At 73.3% G+C, this 17,103-nt stretch carries 13 protein-coding genes; 5 read left to right on the top strand and 8 right to left on the bottom strand.

Annotation, left to right across the window (positions count from 1 at the left end):
• Positions 1 to 16: 16 nt before the first annotated feature.
• The 3 genes from ABZ857_RS42520 to ABZ857_RS42510 all read left to right on the top strand — a co-directional run bounded on the left by ABZ857_RS42520 (position 17) and on the right by ABZ857_RS42510 (position 3,070).
• Positions 17 to 1,735: a PHP domain-containing protein gene (locus ABZ857_RS42520; protein WP_357056127.1), complete on the top strand. Its 1,719-nt coding sequence runs from the start codon at positions 17 to 19 to the stop codon at positions 1,733 to 1,735.
• Complete coding sequence (locus tag ABZ857_RS42515; RefSeq protein WP_357056125.1) at positions 1,732 to 2,316, top strand: hypothetical protein; 585 nt, start codon at positions 1,732 to 1,734, stop codon at positions 2,314 to 2,316. Before ABZ857_RS42520 ends, ABZ857_RS42515 begins: the two co-directional genes overlap by 4 nt.
• 97 nt (positions 2,317 to 2,413) lie before the next feature.
• Positions 2,414 to 3,070: a hypothetical protein gene (locus ABZ857_RS42510; protein ID WP_357056122.1), complete on the top strand. Its 657-nt coding sequence runs from the start codon at positions 2,414 to 2,416 to the stop codon at positions 3,068 to 3,070.
• Between the two features lie 80 nt (positions 3,071 to 3,150).
• On the opposite strand, the gene ABZ857_RS42505 is transcribed toward ABZ857_RS42510, so the two are convergent.
• The 4 genes from ABZ857_RS42505 to ABZ857_RS42490 all read right to left on the bottom strand — a co-directional run bounded on the left by ABZ857_RS42505 (position 3,151) and on the right by ABZ857_RS42490 (position 7,730).
• Positions 3,151 to 3,786, bottom strand: coding sequence for a hypothetical protein (locus ABZ857_RS42505; protein ID WP_357056120.1), 636 nt, complete (start codon positions 3,784 to 3,786; stop codon positions 3,151 to 3,153).
• A 118-nt stretch (positions 3,787 to 3,904) separates the two neighbouring features.
• A complete protein-coding gene (locus ABZ857_RS42500; RefSeq protein ID WP_357056117.1) occupies positions 3,905 to 4,387 on the bottom strand; it encodes a GNAT family N-acetyltransferase in 483 nt (160 codons plus the stop codon).
• A 26-nt stretch (positions 4,388 to 4,413) separates the two neighbouring features.
• Complete coding sequence (locus ABZ857_RS42495) at positions 4,414 to 6,966, bottom strand: ABC transporter permease (RefSeq protein ID WP_357056148.1); 2,553 nt, start codon at positions 6,964 to 6,966, stop codon at positions 4,414 to 4,416.
• Positions 6,967 to 6,971: 5 nt separating this feature from the next.
• Positions 6,972 to 7,730: an ABC transporter ATP-binding protein gene (locus ABZ857_RS42490; RefSeq protein WP_357056115.1), complete on the bottom strand. Its 759-nt coding sequence runs from the start codon at positions 7,728 to 7,730 to the stop codon at positions 6,972 to 6,974.
• 118 nt (positions 7,731 to 7,848) lie between these two features.
• Here ABZ857_RS42490 and ABZ857_RS42485 point away from each other — a divergent pair, with 118 nt between their 5' ends.
• The gene (locus ABZ857_RS42485; protein ID WP_357056112.1) at positions 7,849 to 8,124 is read left to right on the top strand and encodes a cation transporter; all 276 of its coding nucleotides are present in this window, start codon (positions 7,849 to 7,851) and stop codon (positions 8,122 to 8,124) included.
• 3 nt (positions 8,125 to 8,127) lie between these two features.
• Here the strand turns inward: ABZ857_RS42485 and ABZ857_RS42480 are convergent, their stop codons facing one another.
• From ABZ857_RS42480 to ABZ857_RS42470, 3 genes are read right to left on the bottom strand one after another with little or no spacing between them, the layout of a single operon-like run.
• Positions 8,128 to 11,130, bottom strand: coding sequence for a BTAD domain-containing putative transcriptional regulator (locus ABZ857_RS42480; RefSeq protein ID WP_357056109.1), 3,003 nt, complete (start codon positions 11,128 to 11,130; stop codon positions 8,128 to 8,130).
• 42 nt (positions 11,131 to 11,172) lie between these two features.
• Positions 11,173 to 12,258 (bottom strand): NAD(P)/FAD-dependent oxidoreductase, encoded by a 1,086-nt coding sequence (locus ABZ857_RS42475; protein ID WP_357056106.1) that lies wholly within the window; start codon positions 12,256 to 12,258, stop codon positions 11,173 to 11,175.
• Positions 12,255 to 12,455, bottom strand: a complete 201-nt coding sequence (locus ABZ857_RS42470) for a heavy metal-associated domain-containing protein (RefSeq protein WP_357056103.1) — start codon at positions 12,453 to 12,455, stop codon at positions 12,255 to 12,257. Before ABZ857_RS42470 ends, ABZ857_RS42475 begins: the two co-directional genes overlap by 4 nt.
• A gap of 158 nt (positions 12,456 to 12,613) precedes the next feature.
• Here ABZ857_RS42470 and ABZ857_RS42465 point away from each other — a divergent pair, with 158 nt between their 5' ends.
• The gene (locus ABZ857_RS42465) at positions 12,614 to 15,844 is read left to right on the top strand and encodes a heavy metal translocating P-type ATPase (RefSeq protein WP_357056100.1); all 3,231 of its coding nucleotides are present in this window, start codon (positions 12,614 to 12,616) and stop codon (positions 15,842 to 15,844) included.
• A gap of 106 nt (positions 15,845 to 15,950) precedes the next feature.
• Here the strand turns inward: ABZ857_RS42465 and ABZ857_RS42460 are convergent, their stop codons facing one another.
• Positions 15,951 to 16,481: an HNH endonuclease signature motif containing protein gene (locus tag ABZ857_RS42460; protein WP_357056097.1), complete on the bottom strand. Its 531-nt coding sequence runs from the start codon at positions 16,479 to 16,481 to the stop codon at positions 15,951 to 15,953.
• Between the last annotated feature and the right edge of the window lie 622 nt (positions 16,482 to 17,103).

Raw genomic sequence — 17,103 nt, 5'->3', positions numbered from 1 at the left:
CGCGAAAGGGCACCACATGAGCGAGGGGCACGTACACCCCCATCCCCACCCCCACACGCATGACCACGAGCATGACCACGGGCACGTCCACGACCCCGGTCCTGTGGTGGACATGACGGTCGCGGACGAGGAACTGTCGCCGGACCAGCTCTCCCGCCGCCAGATGTTCCGGCGGGCCGGGCTGCTCGGCGCCGGCCTCACCGCGGCGAGCGTGCTGGGCGCCCCCGGCCAGGCCGCCGCGGCGAGCACCGGGCTCCCCCTCGGCGGGCGCGAGCCGAAGGACGGCTTCCTGTGGCTCGCGGGCGACCACCACATCCACACCCAGTACAGCTCCGACGGCATGTACCGGGTCATCGACCAGGTGCGGCACGCCAACGCGTACGGGCTCGACTGGATGGTCATCACCGACCACGGGAGCACGACGCACGCGAAGATCGGCGTGGAGAAGGTCAACCCCGACATCGTCGCGGCTCGCGAGGCGGTCAAGGACACCCTCGTCTTCCAGGGCCTGGAGTGGAACATCCCCGCGGCCGAGCACGGCACCGTGTTCGTCGCCCCGGGACGCGGCGAGGTCGCGACGCTGAAGGAGTTCGAGAACTCCTTCGACGGCTCGGTCAAGGGCGCCACGGCGAGCACCCCGCAGAACGAGGCCCTCGCCATCGCGGGCCTCAACTTCCTGGCCGACGCCGTCAAACGCCGCCGCATCCCCGACGCGTTGTTCCTGGCCAACCACCCCGCGCGCAAGGGCATCGACTCGCCGCACGAGATCCGGGCCTGGCGCGACACCGCGCCGGGGATCGCGGTCGGCATGGAGGGCGCGCCGGGCCACCAGGCAGCGGGCATCCCCAAGCCCAACGGAGCCGGCTCCGGGCGCGGCTACTACGACAACAGCCCGAGCGCCGACTCCTTCCCCGGCTACCCGGCGGAGAGCTACCGGACCTTCGGCGGCTTCGACTGGATGACCGCGACCGTCGGCGGCCTGTGGGACAGCCTGCTCGCCGAGGGCAAGCCGTGGTGGATCACCGCCAACTCCGACTCGCACACGATCTACGCCGACACCAGCGACCGCGGCCCGAACAGCGACTTCAACGGCAACGGCCGATACGAGGACCCGATCTACAACGGCGTCCACAACCTGTCCAACGGCGACTTCTGGCCCGGCTACTACAGCCGCACCCACGTCGGCGCGACCGGGTTCTCCTACGGCTCGGTCATGGACGGCATCCGTCAGGGCCGCATCTGGGTGGACCACGGCGGCCTGATCAGCGGCCTCGTCGTCCGCGCGCGGGCGCGCGGCAACAGCGGCGTCACGCTCGGCGACACCCTGTACGTCCGCCAGGGCGCCCAGGTCGAGGTGGCCATCCAGATCACGCTGGCGAACCGGCCCAACTGGGCGCAGTTCATTCCCACGCTGGCCCGCGTGGACGTCATCCAGGGCGACGTGACCGGCCCGGCCTCCGACAAGGACGTGTTCACCACCCCGAACACCAAGGTCGTCCAGTCGTACGAGGTCGGGAAGAACACCGGCACCGTCACCTTCACCTACCAGGTGGGGGCCGTCGACCACCCCGTCTACGTGCGGCTGCGCGGCACCGACGGCAACCGCGTCGCCCCCGGCCTGCTCGGCGCGTCGGTGGACCCGCACGGCCCGGCCATGGACGTGCCCGGCGACGCGGATCCCTGGAAGGACCTGTGGTTCTACAGCAACCCCATCTGGATCGTGCCGCGCCGATGATCCTGGGTTTCGACGACGGATCGCGCACGGTCGCGGGGGCCGAGCACCTCCTCCACCAGGTGGTGGAGGCGCTCGGCTCGCCGGCCGGGGTGATCGGCTGCACCCACTTCGTCCGCAGCGGCGCACTGCCGCACGTCGCCTGCTCGCTGGCCCTGCCCGACTCGGCCCACCTCGATTCGGTCCACCTCGATCCGGTCCACCTCGATCCGGCCCACCTCGATCCGGCCCACCTCGACTCGGCCCGGCTCCCCGAGGGGATCTGGGAGGCGGAGGGCGCGGCGCTGGCGGCGGCCGAGCACGCGTCCCGCGACGGCGGGCGCGTGGTGCTGTTCCCCGGCCGCGACGACCTGCCGGGGACGCTCACCGTCGGCGACCTGCTGGCCCGTACGGCGATCGACCGGGTCCTCGTGCTCGCCCAGCCGGAGCCCCCGGCCGACGACGTGGTCCTGGTGACGAACGACCACGTACGCCCGGTCTGGCGGGACGGGCTGATGACCCTGCTCGCCATGCCGGCGCCGGGCGGACGCATCGCCCCGGCCGAGGTGCCGAACCCCACCCCCTGCTGCGCCGACCACGTCTGACCGTCAGGCGTGACCCATTCGGTATGGGCCCTTCTGCAAGAGGTCGCGGTTGCGGTAGAAGATCACTCGTACCATTTCTCCTCTTTTCGAGGTACACGTGAGAAAGATCCTGCGAGTGGTCGCGGCCCCGATGTTCGCCGCCGCCTTCGTCCTCGCCGCCCTGTCCGCTCCCGCGAACGCCGACACGACCGCCGACACGACCGAGAGCGACGCCGAGATCGCCCAGGAGTGGCAGACCGTTTGGGACACCTACCACTTCACCGACACCACCCCGCCCGCGCCCGGCTCGGGCCGCAGCCGGGTCACGAACAGCATCTCCGTCGACATCAACGCACCGGCAGCGCCGGTGTTCGGCAAGTATTCGGACTTCAACAACCACATCGGCAAGAACCCGTTCCTGAAGCGGGTCGTCACGCACAAGCAGTGGTGCGCGGACGACACCACCTACCGCAACCTCACGGCGATCGAGGAGATCCCGTACGAGGGGGCGATCGTGGTGAGCAAGACGCACGCGCAGCAGCGGCTCCACCCGGAGAAGCTGTACTACGAGACCGACAGCTGGTCGCAGCCCAACGTGGTGACGCATCAGAAGATCGTCTTCACCCGTCTGCCCGGCGGGAAGACCCGGGTCACGGAGAACCTCACCTTCGAGGCGGACTCCTCGCTGATCGACTTCGTCGCCACGAACGGCACCGCCTCGCACCAGCAGCTGCAGGCGGCCCTCAAGCAGGCGATCGAGAGCGGCGAGCTCTGATCCCCGCCTGTCGCTGAAAGACGGGCGTCTTCCGCGAGGGAGGCGCCCGTCTCGTGTCAGTGCCTGATTCAGTGCCTGATTCAGTGCCCGATGCTGCCTCTGCTCTCCTCGGTCCGCAGGGTCTGGTTGATCGGGCAGTCCCTGATCCCGCCCCTGCAGTTGCCGCTGAGGGAGTTGGTGAAGACGCTGACGCTCGACACCTGCTGGACGCCGGCGAAGTCGACGGCGCTGTTGCCCGCGGGGGCCTGCACGTTGCGTCTGCCGGTGTTGAGCTGAAAGGGCGGGCTGTCGATCGTCGGCGCGTTGGCGGTGTTCACGCCGGCCGTCTGCTGGGTGCCGCCGCCGTCACCCGGACCACCGCCGAAACCACCGCCGAAACCACCGCCGAACCCGGCGAGACGGGCACTGATGCGAGCGCCGCCGTGACCGTGGCCCTTGCCCTTCTTCCCCTTGCCGTTCTTGCCGTTCTTGCCCTTCTTGCCCTGGCCGCCCTGGCCGCCCTGGCCGGCATGACCGCCCTCACCCCCGTGGCCGTGCGGGCCGTGGCCGCCCTGACCACCCTGACCGTGCGGGCCGTGGCCGGCCGCCGGGACCGGCGCCGCCAGTGCCCGCGGCGCCGCCGCGACGCCCGGCATCACGATGAGGAGCGCGGCGACGGCCAGACGCCGGGCGGACACCCCCACGACGCGGGAACTCCCTGCCCTGTTGTCGCCCATCCGATCCACACCTGCCTTTACTTTTGGACACAAGCGACGCATCCGGCTCATACCCCTCACTTCGCCTCTCTTCTCCCGGCCTGCGATGTGCTGTGCCGTTGCTGATCCCTTCTTTGCGCTATGCCCTTCCGCCCACGTGTGCGGCGTACGCGCCGGGCGGCCAGGCGGCGATGATCTTCGTGGACAGGGTCGCCCCGAGGCGGGTGTAGAAGCGCTGGGCGCCCTCGTTGTCCTCCAGCACCTCCCACCGCACCACCATCTCCTCGGCCGCGGCGATCCCGGCCACCTCGGTCATCAGCAGGCGGCCCACTCCGCCGTCGCGGGCCTCCGGCCGTACGAACAGGTCGTCCAGGGCGAGGATGTCGCGCCCGGCCCAGATGTTGAGGTGGCGGACGACGGACACGAAGCCGATCGGCCGGCCGCCGCGCTCGGCGAGCAGGACGACGACGTCCTCGCGGCACAACAGGTCGCGCATCCGCTCCTCGGACACCGCGACGTGCCTGAGCTGGTCCTGGTGCGCGGCGAGCTCACGCAGCAGGGTCAGGACCGCGGCGGCGTCCTCGGGACCGGCACGGCGGACGGTCACGGGAATGGTGTTCACAGTGGTCTCCGATCAGGAGTCTTCGATCAGGTTGTGGCGATGGCGGTGAGCACGTCGAGCCGGGCCGCGCGGCGGGCCGGCAGCAGCCCGGCCAGCAGCCCGGCGACGGCGGCCACGGCGACGACGAGCAGGAGCGGACCGACCGGCAGCGTGAGCGTGGCCTCGGTGGTGCGGCCCAGCGCGGTGACCGTGCCCGCGGCGAAGGCGACACCCAGGCCGACCCCGGCGACGATCGCCAGGGCCGCGACGAGGACCGCCTCGCCGCGGATCATCCAGCGCATCTGGGCGCCGGTCATGCCGACCGCCCGCAGCAGCCCGAGCTCCCGGGTCCGCTCGATGATGGACAGGGCGAGGGTGTTGGTGATGCCCATCAGCGCGATCAGGACAGTGAGCATCAGCAGCGCGGTCACCAGCCCGAGGACCTGGTCGATCATCGCGTTCCGCCCGGCGACGGCCGCCGCCTGGTCGCGCACCTGCGCGGTGGGGGCGTCGGCGAGGGCCCGTTCGATGGCCTTCTTCGCGTCCGCGTCGTTCACTCCGTCGGCGACCTTGACGAAGACGCTCGCGTCGACGTGCTCACGGTAGTTCCGCTCGAAGGTGTCCAGCGAGACGACGTAGCCGGTCGACAGCGCCTGGGCGTCCCGGTCGCGCAGCAGGCCGACGACGGGGAGTTGCCGGGTCCCGGTGCGGGAGAAGGTCATCGCCAGGGTGTCGCCGATCTTGAGTTTGCGTTCCCTGGCGACGTTCGCGGCCAGGACGACCCCGCCGTCCGCGATGGCGTCCAGGCGTCCGGCGACCATGTGCAGCGAGGTGACGCGGGGCAGGGTGACCGGGTCGACCGCGGTGAGCGCCTCGGTCGCCTGGCCGTCCTTCCAGTGGCCGTAGCGCAGCCGGGAGGCCACCGCGACCTGCGGAAGCTCGCTGACGTGGTGGTAGGCGTGCGCGGGCAGCCCGCCGAGCATCTCGTTGCGGGCGCTCTCCACCACGTAGTCGGCGGTGATCGCCTCGGTGTACGACCGCGCGGTCGAGTCCTTGATCGAGGTCCCCAGCACGGTCGTGAAGCTGATGAGCGCGAGGCCGAAGGCCAGGGCCAGGGCGGTCGCGGAGGTGCGCCGGGGAGCCCGCGCGGCGGACTCGCGCGCCAGCCGTCCCGGCACGCCGGCCGCGCCGAGCGGCCGTCCGAGCAGCCGGACCAGGCCGGGGGTCACCGCCGGCCCGAGCAGGGCCAGCCCCACGACCGTGGTCACCGCCGCCTCGCCGAGCACGACGACCGACCCCGGCCCGGCCAGGACGATCGACAGCCCGGCGATGCCGAGCGCGGTGAGGACCGCCCCGACGACGGTGCGGCCCCAGCCGGCCCGCCCCGCGCCCCGCCCGAGGACGCCGTCGGCCGACGCGCGCCGCATCGCCTCGACCGGCGCCACCGAGGCGGCGCGGCGGGCCGGCCCGAGCGCCGACAGGACCGTGACGCCGACGCCGACCGCGAACGCGACGACCAGGGTCCGGGGCGTGACGACGAGCCCGCCGCCGGGCAGCGTCATCCCGAAGGCCCCGGCGAGGTCACGCAACCCCGCCGCGCAGGCGACGCCGAGGCCCGCGCCCGCCGCGGATGCGGCCAGCCCCACCAGCAGGGCCTCGCCGAGCACCGAGCGCGTGACCTGGCCGCCGGTGGCCCCGGCCGCCCGCAGGACGGCCAGCTCCCGCGTGCGCTGGGTGACGACGATCGAGAAGGTGTTGGCGATGAGGAACGCGCCGACGAGCAGGGCCGCCGCCGCCAGGGCGAACAGCATCACCTGCAGGGAGGAGATCTGCGTCTTGGCCGCCGCCGCGCTGGAGGCGGCGACGTCACGGCTGGAGGAGACCTCGTACCCGGACCCGAGCGCGGCCGACACCGCGGCGCGCAGCCGCTGGGCGTCGGCGCCGTCCGCCGCGACGACGGCGATCTCCGAGGCCTTCCGGTCCAGCGCGAGCAGCCGCCGCGCGGCGGGCAGGGCGACCAGGGCGACCGTCGTGTTCGGCAGGCCCTCCGCCGGCCCGAATCCGGCCAGCCCCACCACGCGGAGCCGTTCCGTACGCTCGGCCCTCACGGTGACCTCGGTGCCGATTCCGATGCCGTGTTCGCGGGCGGTCGCGGCGTCCACCACGACCTCGCCCTCGGCGACCGGGGCACGCCCGGCGCGCAGGGTGAACGCCCCGACCGGCGCGGGCTCCCAGGACAGCAGCAGCGACGGGCCCGCCGGGACGATGGTCTTCCCGGCGACGCCGAGCAGCCCCTGACCCCGTACGACCGGGGTCGCGGCGGCCACGCCCGGCACCGCGCGGACGCGGTCCACGACCTCGGCGGGCAGCGGGTCGCGCTCGACCTCCACGCCCATCGCCGAGTCGAACGCGGCGGCGTCGCGGACGGTCAGGTCCACGCCTGCGGTGGCCGTACGGAACTGGTCGTCGAGCAGCCGCTGGGAGGTGTCGGTGAGCACCAGGCTGCCGGTGACGAAGGTGACGCCGAGCAGGACGGCGAGCAGGGTCAGCGCCAGCCTGCCCCGGCGGGCGACGGTGTTGCGGACGATCAGGTGCCACATCGCGATCACTTCTCCTTCGCCACGCGCGCCACGCGGCCGTCGGCGAAATGGACCACCTGATCGGCGTACGCCGCGGCGTTCGCGTCGTGGGTGACCATGACGATGGTCTGGCCCAGCTCGCGGACGGCGTGGTGGAGGAAGCCGAGCAGCGCCTCCCCCGCCCGGGAGTCGAGGTTGCCGGTCGGCTCGTCGGCGAAGACGATCCGCGGCCGGGCGGCCAGCGCCCGGGCCACGGCGACCCGTTGCTGCTGCCCTCCGGACAGCTCGGCGGGACGGTGCCGCAGCCGGTCGCCCAGCCCCAGCATCGCGACGATCTCGTCGATCCACGCCTGGTCGGCCCGCCGCCCGGCGAGCGTCAGCGGCAGCACGATGTTCTCGGCGGCGGTCAGCGTGGGGACCAGGTTGAAGCTCTGGAAGACGAAGCCGACGTGCTCACGGCGCAGCAGCGTGCGCTGCCGTTCGCTCAGCCGGCCGAGGTCGGTGTCCCCGATGAGCACCTGCCCCTCGTCCACCGTGTCGAGCCCGGCCAGGACGTGCATCAGGGTGGACTTGCCGGACCCCGAGGGCCCCATCACGGCGGTGAACCGCCCGGCGGGGATCGACAGGGTGGCGCCGTCGAGGGCCCGGACGGCGGTGTCGCCGCGGCCGTAGATCTTCACGACGTCGCGGGCCAGCGCGGCGACGTCGGTTCGCGGGGGTGTCTCAGTGGTGGTCTCGGTGGTGGTCTCAGTGGTGGTCTCAGTGGTGGTCTCGGTGACGGTCATGGGGCGAGCATCACGGCCAAGACTGTCGGCGGGCTGGTCGCGGTCTTGCTGACCCCCGGGGGGCGCCGGACAGCGGACGGACAGCGGGCCGCCAGAGTGGGACGGCACGCTGGACGGCATGGCAGACCAGAGCCGTCAGGAGACCACCGAGTGGCTGACCGAGTGGCTGACCGAGTGGCTGACCGTGTGCGTGCCGGCCCTGCTGTGCCGCAGGTGCGTGCGCCTGCTGAGCAGGCACGTACGTGACGTCCCCGGTGTCACCGCGTTCGAGGTCGACGCCGCCAAGGGCGTGTTACGCGCACGCGGCGGCGTGGACGCCCGGGAACTGCGGGCGGCGCTGGCCGCGGCGGGGTTCTCGGGCGACCGGTGCGAGCACCGGCGCGTCAGCCCGTGATCGTCACGTGAGCGCGGCGGCCGTCTCCCGGGCGTGCGCGGCCTCGTCCGGCAGGCCCGCCGCCTCGGCGCAGCCGGCCAGGAACGACCACAGGCGGGCCCTGGCCCAGGGGAACTCGCCCTCCTTCAGCAGCGCCAGCGCGTCCCGGCACTCGCGTACGGCCGAGCCGGCGTCCCCGCGTACGCGGGCCATGCGGGCCCGCCCCCACGCCGCCCACGCCTGGCAGCGGGGGTTGCGCGCCCGCCGTGCGACGTCGTCCGCCTCGGCGAGCAGCGCCGTGACGTCGTCGCCCTCGTCCACGTCCAGCCGGGTGTGGGCCGTGTGCACGAGGGCGAAGGTCAGCCCGTGGAGCGAGTTGCGGCCGCGCACCTCGTCCACGGACTCCCGCAGGACGGCCAGGGCCTCCTCCCGCCGCCCGGACTCGCGCAGGGCGATGCCGAGATGCGCGAGGATCGCGCTGCCGATGATGCGGTCGCCGACGGCCCGGGCCAGGTCGAGGGCGCGCCGCCACCGGACGACCGCGTCCTCGAAGTCGCCCACGCGCAGGGCCAGCAGCGCCTCCAGATATTCGGTCATGCCCAGCCACCAGCCGTCGTCGGAGTCGCCCAGCTCACGCCTGCTCCGCTGGATCAGGGCACGGTAGTGCCCGGGGTCCCCGCCGTACTGGCCGGCCCAGGCCGTCACGAGCCGGGAGATCGCGGCGTTGCGCACGTCGCCGATCTCCTCGAAGACCGCGAGGCTCTCCTCGGTGGCGGCGACCGAGCGCGGAGTCGGGTAGTAGACGTGGAGAAGCCCGATGCCCTGCAGCGCGCGGGCCCGTGCGGCCGCGGACCCGCCGCCGGTCTCCAGCAGCGCGGTCAGCGCCCGGGTGCCCTCGTGGCGCACACCGTAGTTCCAGAACATCACGAGCGCGCAGGCCAGCCGGAAGCCGTTCTCGATGTCGCCGCTATCGAGGGCGTGATCCACGGCGGCGCGGAAGTTGTCATGCTCGTCGTAGAGCCGGGTGAAGACGGCGAGATCGCGGACGCGCATGCCGTGCTCCTCGGCGAGGCGCACGCAGTGGGCGAGGTGGCGGTCGCGGCACTCGGCGACCTCCCCGGCCTCCTCCAGCCGGGCCCACGCGTAGTCGCGTACGGTGACGAGCAGCCGGAACCGCCCGGTGGCCGGTTCCGGCACCACGAGCGACCGGTCGACCAGCCGGAACAGCAGGTCGAGCACCTCTCCCCTGCTGACGCCGCCGCGCTCGCCGGGGAAGGCGCACACCTCCTCCGCGGCGGCCGGGGTCCAGCCGCCGCGGAACACCGCGAGGCGGCGCAGCAACCGCCGTTCGGCCTCCGACAGCAGATCGTGGCTCCAGTCGAGGGTGGCGCGCAGCGTGCGGTGACGTGCTTCCCCGGTGCGCGGTCCCGCCGTCAGCAGCGAGAACCGGTCCGCCAGCCGGGCCTCGATGTCCGCCGGGGACAGCGCCTTCACCCGGGCGGCGGCCAGCTCGATGGCGAGCGGCATGCCGTCGAGCCGGCGGCAGATGGACGCCACCACGGGAGCGGTCTCGGCGTCGAGCGCGAACGAGGGCCGTACGGCACGGGCCCGCTCCGCGAAGAGCCGCACGGCGGGGCCGTCGTTCTGGGTGACGTCCAGCGGGCCGACCGCGACCTGCACCTCGCCGGGGATGGCGAGCGCCTCCCTGCTGGTGGCCAGCACGCGCAGCCGCGGGCAGGCCGCGGCCAGCCTCTCCACGAGGGCGGCCACGTCGTCCACCAGATGCTCGCAGTTGTCGACCACGAGCAGCGTGCGGCCGCCCCGCAGGTGCTCCTCGACCGCGTCGGCCACTGTGTCGGCAGCTGTGTCGGCCACTGTGTCGGCCACTGTGGTGCCCTGCGGCAGCACGCCCAGTTCGGCGGCGAACGCGTCGGCGACGTCCGTCCCGGGTTCCAGGGCGGCCAGGCGCACCAGCAGCACGCGGTCGGCCCGCGTCTCGTCCGGCGCCTCGTCCGGGGTCTCGTGCACCCTGCGGGCGATCTCGAACGCGAGCGTCGTCTTACCCATCCCTCCCGGGCCGGTCAGCGTCACCACCCGCGCCTCCGCGAGCCGCTCCAGCACCAACTCCACGTCGTCCTGACGGCCGATCACCGACGTCAGCCGCCGTGGCAGCCGCTCTGGCAGCCGCTGTGGCAGCCGGTCAGCGCTCTCCGCGGCCCGTTCCCGGCCGGCTGCGGGGGTCGGCTGGACGGCGGACGGGACCTGCTGGCGGAGGATGGCCTCGGCGAGCGCCTGGAGCTCCGGCGACGGGTCGATGCCGAGCTCGTCGGCGAGACCGCGGCGCAGCGCCTGGTAGGCGGCCAGCGCCTCCGCCTGCCGCCCGCCGCGATACAGCGCGAGCATCAGCAGGCGGTGCAGCCGCTCCCGCAGCGGGTGGAGCGCCACCAGGCGTTCGATGTCGGCGACCGCCTCGTTGTGCCCGCCGGACTCCAGCAGGAGCTCGATCCGGTCCTCGACCGCACCCAGCCGCAGCTCCTCCAGCCGGGCGCTCTCCGTCGTCGCCCACGTCGTCCGGCCGACGTCGGCCAGCGCGGGGCCCCGCCACAGCCGCAGCGCCTCGTCCAGGCGGCCGAGGGCGGCGGTGACGTTCCCGGCGGCCGTCTCCTCCCGTGCCCCCATGAGCAGCCGCTCGAACACGTGCGCGTCGACGGCGTCAGGGGGGACAGCGAGCCGATATCCCGGGGCCTGCGTGACCAGGACGTCCGCGCCGAGCCCGGCGGCGGCGAGGGCGCGGCGCAGCTTGGACACCCGGATCTGCAGGGCGTTCGCCGCGTCGGCCGGCAGGTCGTCGCCCTCGTCGCCCCACAGCGCGTCCGTCAGGCCGTCCACCGGCACCACGCGCCCGCAGGACAGGGCCAGCCGGGCCAGGAGGGCCCGCACGGACGGCGGCAGGGCCGCCGCGGAGCCACCGGGTCCCCGCACCTCGGTTGGCCCGAGAACCGCGAACGTCACGGCCGTGTTCGGCATGTCACTCCTCGTCACCCCAGGCTCCGCCGGGACTGCCCAATATTAAGGGGAGATGAGCGTTTTGCCGGGATCGCTCGTGGTGATCAGCCGGTCGGCCAGGGCGCGCGCGTCGCGACCCACCCAGCCCAGCACCGACGAGCCGCGGGCGCGCTGCCAGGGCAGGCCGAGGAAGTACAGCCCCGGCCAGGCCGTGACGCCCTCGCGCTGCACCGGCGCCCCCTGCTCGTCCAGCACCGGCACGTGCAACCAGGGGTAGTGCGGGCGGAAACCGGTCGCCCACACGACACCGTCAGGGCGCACGCGACGGCCGTCCGCGAGGACGACGTCCCGCCCCTCGGCGTCCACGGCGCGGTTCACCCGCTCCACCCGCCGCAGCAGGCGCTTCACGTCGGTCCCGATGATCAGCTCACTGCTTCTGACGCGGCGCCCGATCCGGCTGTCGCCCCGGAGGCCCATGAAGCCCAGGTGGGAGAACCACCAGAACAGGTCACGGCCCAGCACCCGCTGGGGCAGCGCCCGGCCCATCGACGAGACCGACAGCCGGACGCGCCGCCCGGTGCCGGCCAGTTCCTCGGCGATCTGCACACCGGTGTTGCCCGCGCCGACGACCAGGATCTCGCCCATCGGAAGCTGCTCCGGGCGGCGATACCGGCTGCTGTGCAGCTGGGTGACGTGCGGGTCCAGGCCGGACGCGAAGGCGGGTGTGCGCGGCGTGTGGAACGCCCCCGCCGCGACCACGACCTGCGCCGCCGTGTATGTCGCCGTGTATGTCGCCGTGTACGCACCGGCCGAGGTCTCGACCAGGAACCTTCCCCCTTCCGGCCGTACGGCCGTGACGTGGCAGCCGAGGCGCACCGGGAGGGCGAACCGCTCCGCGTACGCCTCCAGGTAGTCGGCGACCTCGTCCTTGCCCGGATGGCCGTCCGGGTCGCCCGGGAACGGCAGGCCAGGCAGCCCGTCGTACCGGCGCGGCGTGAACAGCGTGAGCGAGTCCCACCGGTGGCGCCACGCGTCTCCCACGCGCCGATGCGCGTCGAGGACGGCGAAGCGCAGACCGGCGCGGCGCAGGTGGTATCCCAGCGCCAGCCCGGCCTGGCCGCCTCCGATGATCAGGGTGTCGTGATTCATTCGGTGACCTCGTAGCCGGCCTCGGCGATGGCCTCCCGTACGGCGGCCGGGTCGGCCGAGCCGGTGACCACCACGGTCTTGGCGGTGAAGTCGACGGCCACCGAGCCGACGCCGGGCACCTCGCCGACGGACTCGGCGATCGCCTTGACGCAGTGGCCGCAGCTGATGGCGGGGACGGACAGCACGAGCTGGTTCATCTTGACTCCTTCACTCCAGGGCATGTGGGAGCACCATGCCGGGCGCCGCTGTCCGGCCCCTGTCGTCGGGTTTCGCCAGGCGGACAGGTGGTGGGCAGCGCCGGGAAAGCGCCGCACGCGACCGTCGCCTCGAAGCTCTTCGATCAGGAGGTGGAGCGATGACGGTCGTGACGAGCATGTGCACGCTGGACATCGGCGGCATGACCTGTGCGTCCTGCGTACGCAGGGTGGAGAGGGCCCTCACCCGGGTGGACGGTGTGGCGGCGGCCGAGGTGAACCTCGCCACCGAGGTCGCCACCGTCACCTACGACCCCGCCCGGGTCACGGTCGAGGCGCTCGCCGAGTCGGTCGTGCGGGCCGGGTACACCGCGGAGATTCCCACGCCGGAGTCTCAGCCTGAGCCCGTGCCTGGGCCCGTGTCTGAGCCGGACCGGGAGGTCGCCCGGCTGAAGCGCACCTGGCAGGTCACCCTCGCGGCCGGGCTGTCGATGATGGTGCTGATGTACCTGCCGCTGCCCATCGACGCGATGGACTGGCTGATGCCGCTGCTGCTGGTCGTCGCGACGGTCGCGCAGTTCTGGGCGGGCCGCCCCTTCTACCGCGCCGCCTGGGCCGCGGCCCGGCACGGCGCCGTCAACATGCACACGCTCGTCGCCATGGGCACGACGGTGGCGTACGGCTACAGCGCGTTCGTCACGCTGTGGCCGGCCGCGGCCGAGCGGCTGGGGCTGCCGCTGCACGTGTATTTCGAGATCTCCGTCGTCGTCATCGCGCTCGTCCTCATGGGGCGGTGGATGGAGGCGAGGGCCAGGAAGCGGACGACCTCCGCCATCGGTGAGCTGCTCGGGCTGCGGCCGAAGACGGCCCGCGTCCTGCGCGGGGACGCCGGCAGGAACACGGAGGTCGAGGTCCCGGTCGAGGACGTCGCCGTCGGCGACCTCGTGCGGGTGCGTCCGGGCGAGAAGATCCCCGTGGACGGCGTCGTGACCGCCGGCGTCTCGACCGTGGACGAAAGCATGATCACCGGCGAGAGCATGCCGGTGCGCAGGGGCGAGGGCGACCCGCTGATCGGGTCCACGATCAACCGGACCGGCTCGGTGGTGATGCGGGCCACCGCCGTCGGGCAGGACACCACGCTGGCGCAGATCGTCCGGCTGGTCGAGCGGGCGCAGGGATCGAAGGCCCCGCTGCAGCGCCTGGCCGACACGGTGTCCGGGTGGTTCGTGCCCGCCGTCATCGGCATCGCCGCGCTCACCTTCGCCGTCTGGGCGGTCTTCGGCCCCGACCAGGGACGGCTCACGCTGGGCATCGGCACCGCCATCGCCGTACTGATCATCGCCTGCCCGTGCGCGCTCGGCCTTGCCACTCCCACGGCGATCATGGTGGGCACCGGTAAGGCGGCCGAGCTGGGCATCCTGATCTCCGGCGGCGACGCGCTCGAACAGGCCCGCCGCCTCACCACCGTCGTCCTGGACAAGACCGGCACGATCACCCGGGGCCGACCCGACGTGACCCGCCTCGTCACCGTCGCGGGCGGGGACGCCGACGAGCTTCTCGCGTACAGCGCCGCGGCCGAGACAGGCTCAGAACACCCCCTTGGCGAGGCGATTGTCACGCACGCCTGGAACCGCGGGCTCCGCCTGCCCGAGGTGGAGCGATTCGAGGCCCTGCCCGGTCACGGCGTGGAGGCCCGGGCCGGCGGCAGGGCGGTGCTCATCGGGAACGCCGCGCTCATGCGCAGCCATGACCTGAGCTTCGGCGAGCTGGAGCAGGTGGCCGCCGAGGCCGCGGCCGAGGGAGCGACCCCCGTGTACGTCGCCCTCGACGGCCGCCTCGCCGGACTGATCGGCGTGGCCGACACGATCCGGCCCGAGTCCCGCGAGGCCGTCGACCGGCTGCGCGCGCTCGGCCTGGAGGTGTGGATGCTGACCGGCGACAACCGGGCCACCGCCGATGTCGTCGCCCGGCAGGTCGGCATCGACCACGTCATCGCCGACGTACGGCCCGAGGACAAGGCGGCCCGCGTGGCCGCCCTGCGCGAGAACGGCGCGGTCGTCGCGATGGTCGGCGACGGGATCAACGACGCCCCCGCGCTGGCGACGGCCGACCTCGGCATCGCCATCGGCACCGGGACCGACGTCGCCATCGCGGCCTCCGACATCACCCTCGTGGGCGGCGACCTGCGCGGCATCGTCTCGGCCATCGACCTGTCCCGGCGCACCGTGAGGACGATCAAGCAGGGACTCGCCTGGGCGTTCGCGTACAACGTGCTGCTGATCCCGGTCGCCGCCGGTGTGCTGCACCCCTTCAACGGCGTGCTCCTCGACCCCTCCCTCGCCGCCGCCGCGATGGCGATGAGCTCGGTCAGCGTCGTCACCAACGCGCTGCGCCTGCGCCGGTTCCGGCCCGGCTCCCGGGTGTCCCGGCTCGCCGACTGGGGCTATCTCGCGGGCATCGCCTGCCTCGCGGTGGCCGTGGGCGCCGGGTTCACCGCGCTCAGCCGTACGGAGGCGGCGCAGCGCGGGATGAACGGCGTGCTCGCCTGGGTGGAGAACACCGGCATGCCGATGCGCCCGGCCATGAGCGTGATGATGACCGCCGAGACCGAACCCGTTCCCGCGGAGGACGCCGGCGTGCGGATGGACATCCAGGTCCCCCCGGACGTCACCCCGGGTGTCCCCGCCACCGTGCGCATCAGCCTGACCGACCCCTCGACCGGCCGTCCCCTGGACGACGTCGTACGCAGCCACGAGGCGTGGATGCACTTCATCGCCACCCGGGCGGACCTCGGCACCTTCGCCCACGTCCACCCCCAGCCCACGGGCCGGCCCGGCGAGTTCTCCGTCCGGCTGACCTTCCCCACCGCCGGCCGCTACCTCGTCAACGCCGAGTTCCGGCGGCGCGGGGAGATGACCGACGTCCTCGACCACCAGGAGATCACGATCGGCGACCCCACGGCCTTCACCACCTCTTTCACCACCCCGGAAACGGCGTCGCCGTCTCTCCGTTCTCCGTCTCCCCGGGAGCAGGTCGTCGGCGGCCTCCGCGTCACCCTCACGGGCGAGGCCGAAGCGGGCGGCAGGAGCGACCTCACCTTCCGCTTCGCCGACGCCGCGACCGGCAGGCCAGTCTCCGGCCTGCGCCCCTACCTGGCCGCCGCCGGTCATGTGGTGATCATGCCGCTCGACGGCAAGGGGTTCGCCCACGAGCACGCGGAGGCCGAGGACGACCAGGGCCGCCCCGTCTTCGCTCTGCCGGGCCAGACCTTCGGGCCCGAACTCGGCCTGCACGCCCGATTCCCCCGCCCCGGCCTGTATCGCCTGTGGGCACAGTTCCGCGACGCCCAGGGCCGGGTCCTCACCACGACGTTCACCCTGGAGGCCCGTTAGGAACGTGCACGAAACGTGCACAGGACGGCTCACAAGCTCTGCACGTCCGTACAGCACCTGGCCCCGGCGCCCCAGTCTGCGCATGTCCCTGCCGCCGGTGGCCCCGCTAGGTCCGCAGTCGTCTGGCTCCTGGGAGCCGGTGGTAGGTGAAGGCCCAGCGGTCGGTGCCTTCCTTGCGGCGGGTGTAGCGGTCGGGGTGGCGGTAGCGGTCGCGGTTGTGGAACTGGCAGGCCGGGCCGAGCAGCTTCAGGTCGGTCAGGCCGCCGCTGCTCCAGTTGTCGGCGTGGTCGATCTGGCACATCGCGGCGGGCAGTGGGCAGCCGTCGATCCAGCAGGTGGCGTAGCGGGCGAAGATCGCCCGCCGCTGGGCGGGGGTGGCCAGGCGGACCTTGCGGCCCATGTCCAGCACCTGCCCCTCGGCGTCCATCACCAGCCGCACCAGGGCGCTGGTGCGGGCCAGGCGGTGCACGCCGGAGACCGACAGCATCTGCCCGGTCGCCAGCAACAACCCCGGCGCCGCACCCAGCAGCGCCCCCGGCAGCGTCCCCGCTGCCCCCGCCGACCCGAGGAGCGCCTCCCGTGCCGTCCCCGGTGCCGATCCTGGTGACGCTGCTCCCTGTGCCGTCCCCGGTGACACTCCCGGTGGCGTCCCTGGTGGCGTCCGTGGCGGCGACTGTCCACAGCGCACGTCGTCGTGGTCCTCAGGCGTGTCCTGCGCATGCCGGCAGTCCCCCGCAGGCCGGTGCCCGACGTGGGTGTGACGCACAGCGGCGTCCTCGGGAGGAGGATCCGGCTGCACTGCATGCGGAGGCACTGCATTCGGAGGCGCCGCATGCGGTGGCCCTGCTTGCGGTGGCGCGTTACCGCCACATGTGGGCCATGCTGCTGCGCGCCTGGCGTGCGTTGCTCCCGTGCGAACCGCACCACGGTCGCAGTCTCCGCCCTTGGCGGGCGCGGCATCGTCGCACTCGGCAGAGGCCGTGCTCACGGCGTCGCGCGGCCCGCGCCCACCGGCCCACTGCTGACCGGCCCCGAAGCCGCCGGCCTCCTCACCGCAGGGGCCGGTGGCAGCAAGGTCGGCACTCTCGGCAGCGGCGTCCACGACCGCACCGGCCCCGGCCTCTGCACTGGCATCGCCCGGGTTGTCGGCGCTTCCGGTGTCGCGGGGGTCGCAGTCACCGTTGTCGCGGGGGCCGCTGGCGTCGTTGTCGCCTGTGTCCTCGGCGTCGCCGGGGTCCTCGGTGTCGCAGGAGTCGGCG

This window comes from Microbispora sp. NPDC046933 (assembly GCF_040644635.1).
GTDB lineage: Bacteria > Actinomycetota > Actinomycetes > Streptosporangiales > Streptosporangiaceae > Microbispora.
The sequence above is the reverse complement of the archived record's forward strand: the minus strand, read 5'-3'. Positions and strand labels throughout refer to the sequence as shown.

Excerpts from the sequence above, each read along its gene's own strand:
- ABZ857_RS42470 (WP_357056103.1), bottom strand. The coding sequence starts at position 12,455 with ATGAACCAGCTCGTGCTGTCCGTCCCCGCCATCAGCTGCGGCCACTGC.
- ABZ857_RS42485 (WP_357056112.1), top strand. The coding sequence starts at position 7,849 with ATGGCAGACCAGAGCCGTCAGGAGACCACCGAGTGGCTGACCGAGTGG.
- ABZ857_RS42495 (WP_357056148.1), bottom strand. The coding sequence starts at position 6,966 with ATGTGGCACCTGATCGTCCGCAACACCGTCGCCCGCCGGGGCAGGCTG.
- ABZ857_RS42505 (WP_357056120.1), bottom strand. The coding sequence starts at position 3,786 with ATGGGCGACAACAGGGCAGGGAGTTCCCGCGTCGTGGGGGTGTCCGCC.
- ABZ857_RS42515 (WP_357056125.1), top strand. The coding sequence starts at position 1,732 with ATGATCCTGGGTTTCGACGACGGATCGCGCACGGTCGCGGGGGCCGAG.
- ABZ857_RS42490 (WP_357056115.1), bottom strand. The coding sequence starts at position 7,730 with ATGACCGTCACCGAGACCACCACTGAGACCACCACTGAGACCACCACC.
- ABZ857_RS42465 (WP_357056100.1), top strand. The coding sequence starts at position 12,614 with ATGACGGTCGTGACGAGCATGTGCACGCTGGACATCGGCGGCATGACC.
- ABZ857_RS42480 (WP_357056109.1), bottom strand. The coding sequence starts at position 11,130 with ATGCCGAACACGGCCGTGACGTTCGCGGTTCTCGGGCCAACCGAGGTG.
- ABZ857_RS42475 (WP_357056106.1), bottom strand. The coding sequence starts at position 12,258 with ATGAATCACGACACCCTGATCATCGGAGGCGGCCAGGCCGGGCTGGCG.
- ABZ857_RS42520 (WP_357056127.1), top strand. The coding sequence starts at position 17 with ATGAGCGAGGGGCACGTACACCCCCATCCCCACCCCCACACGCATGAC.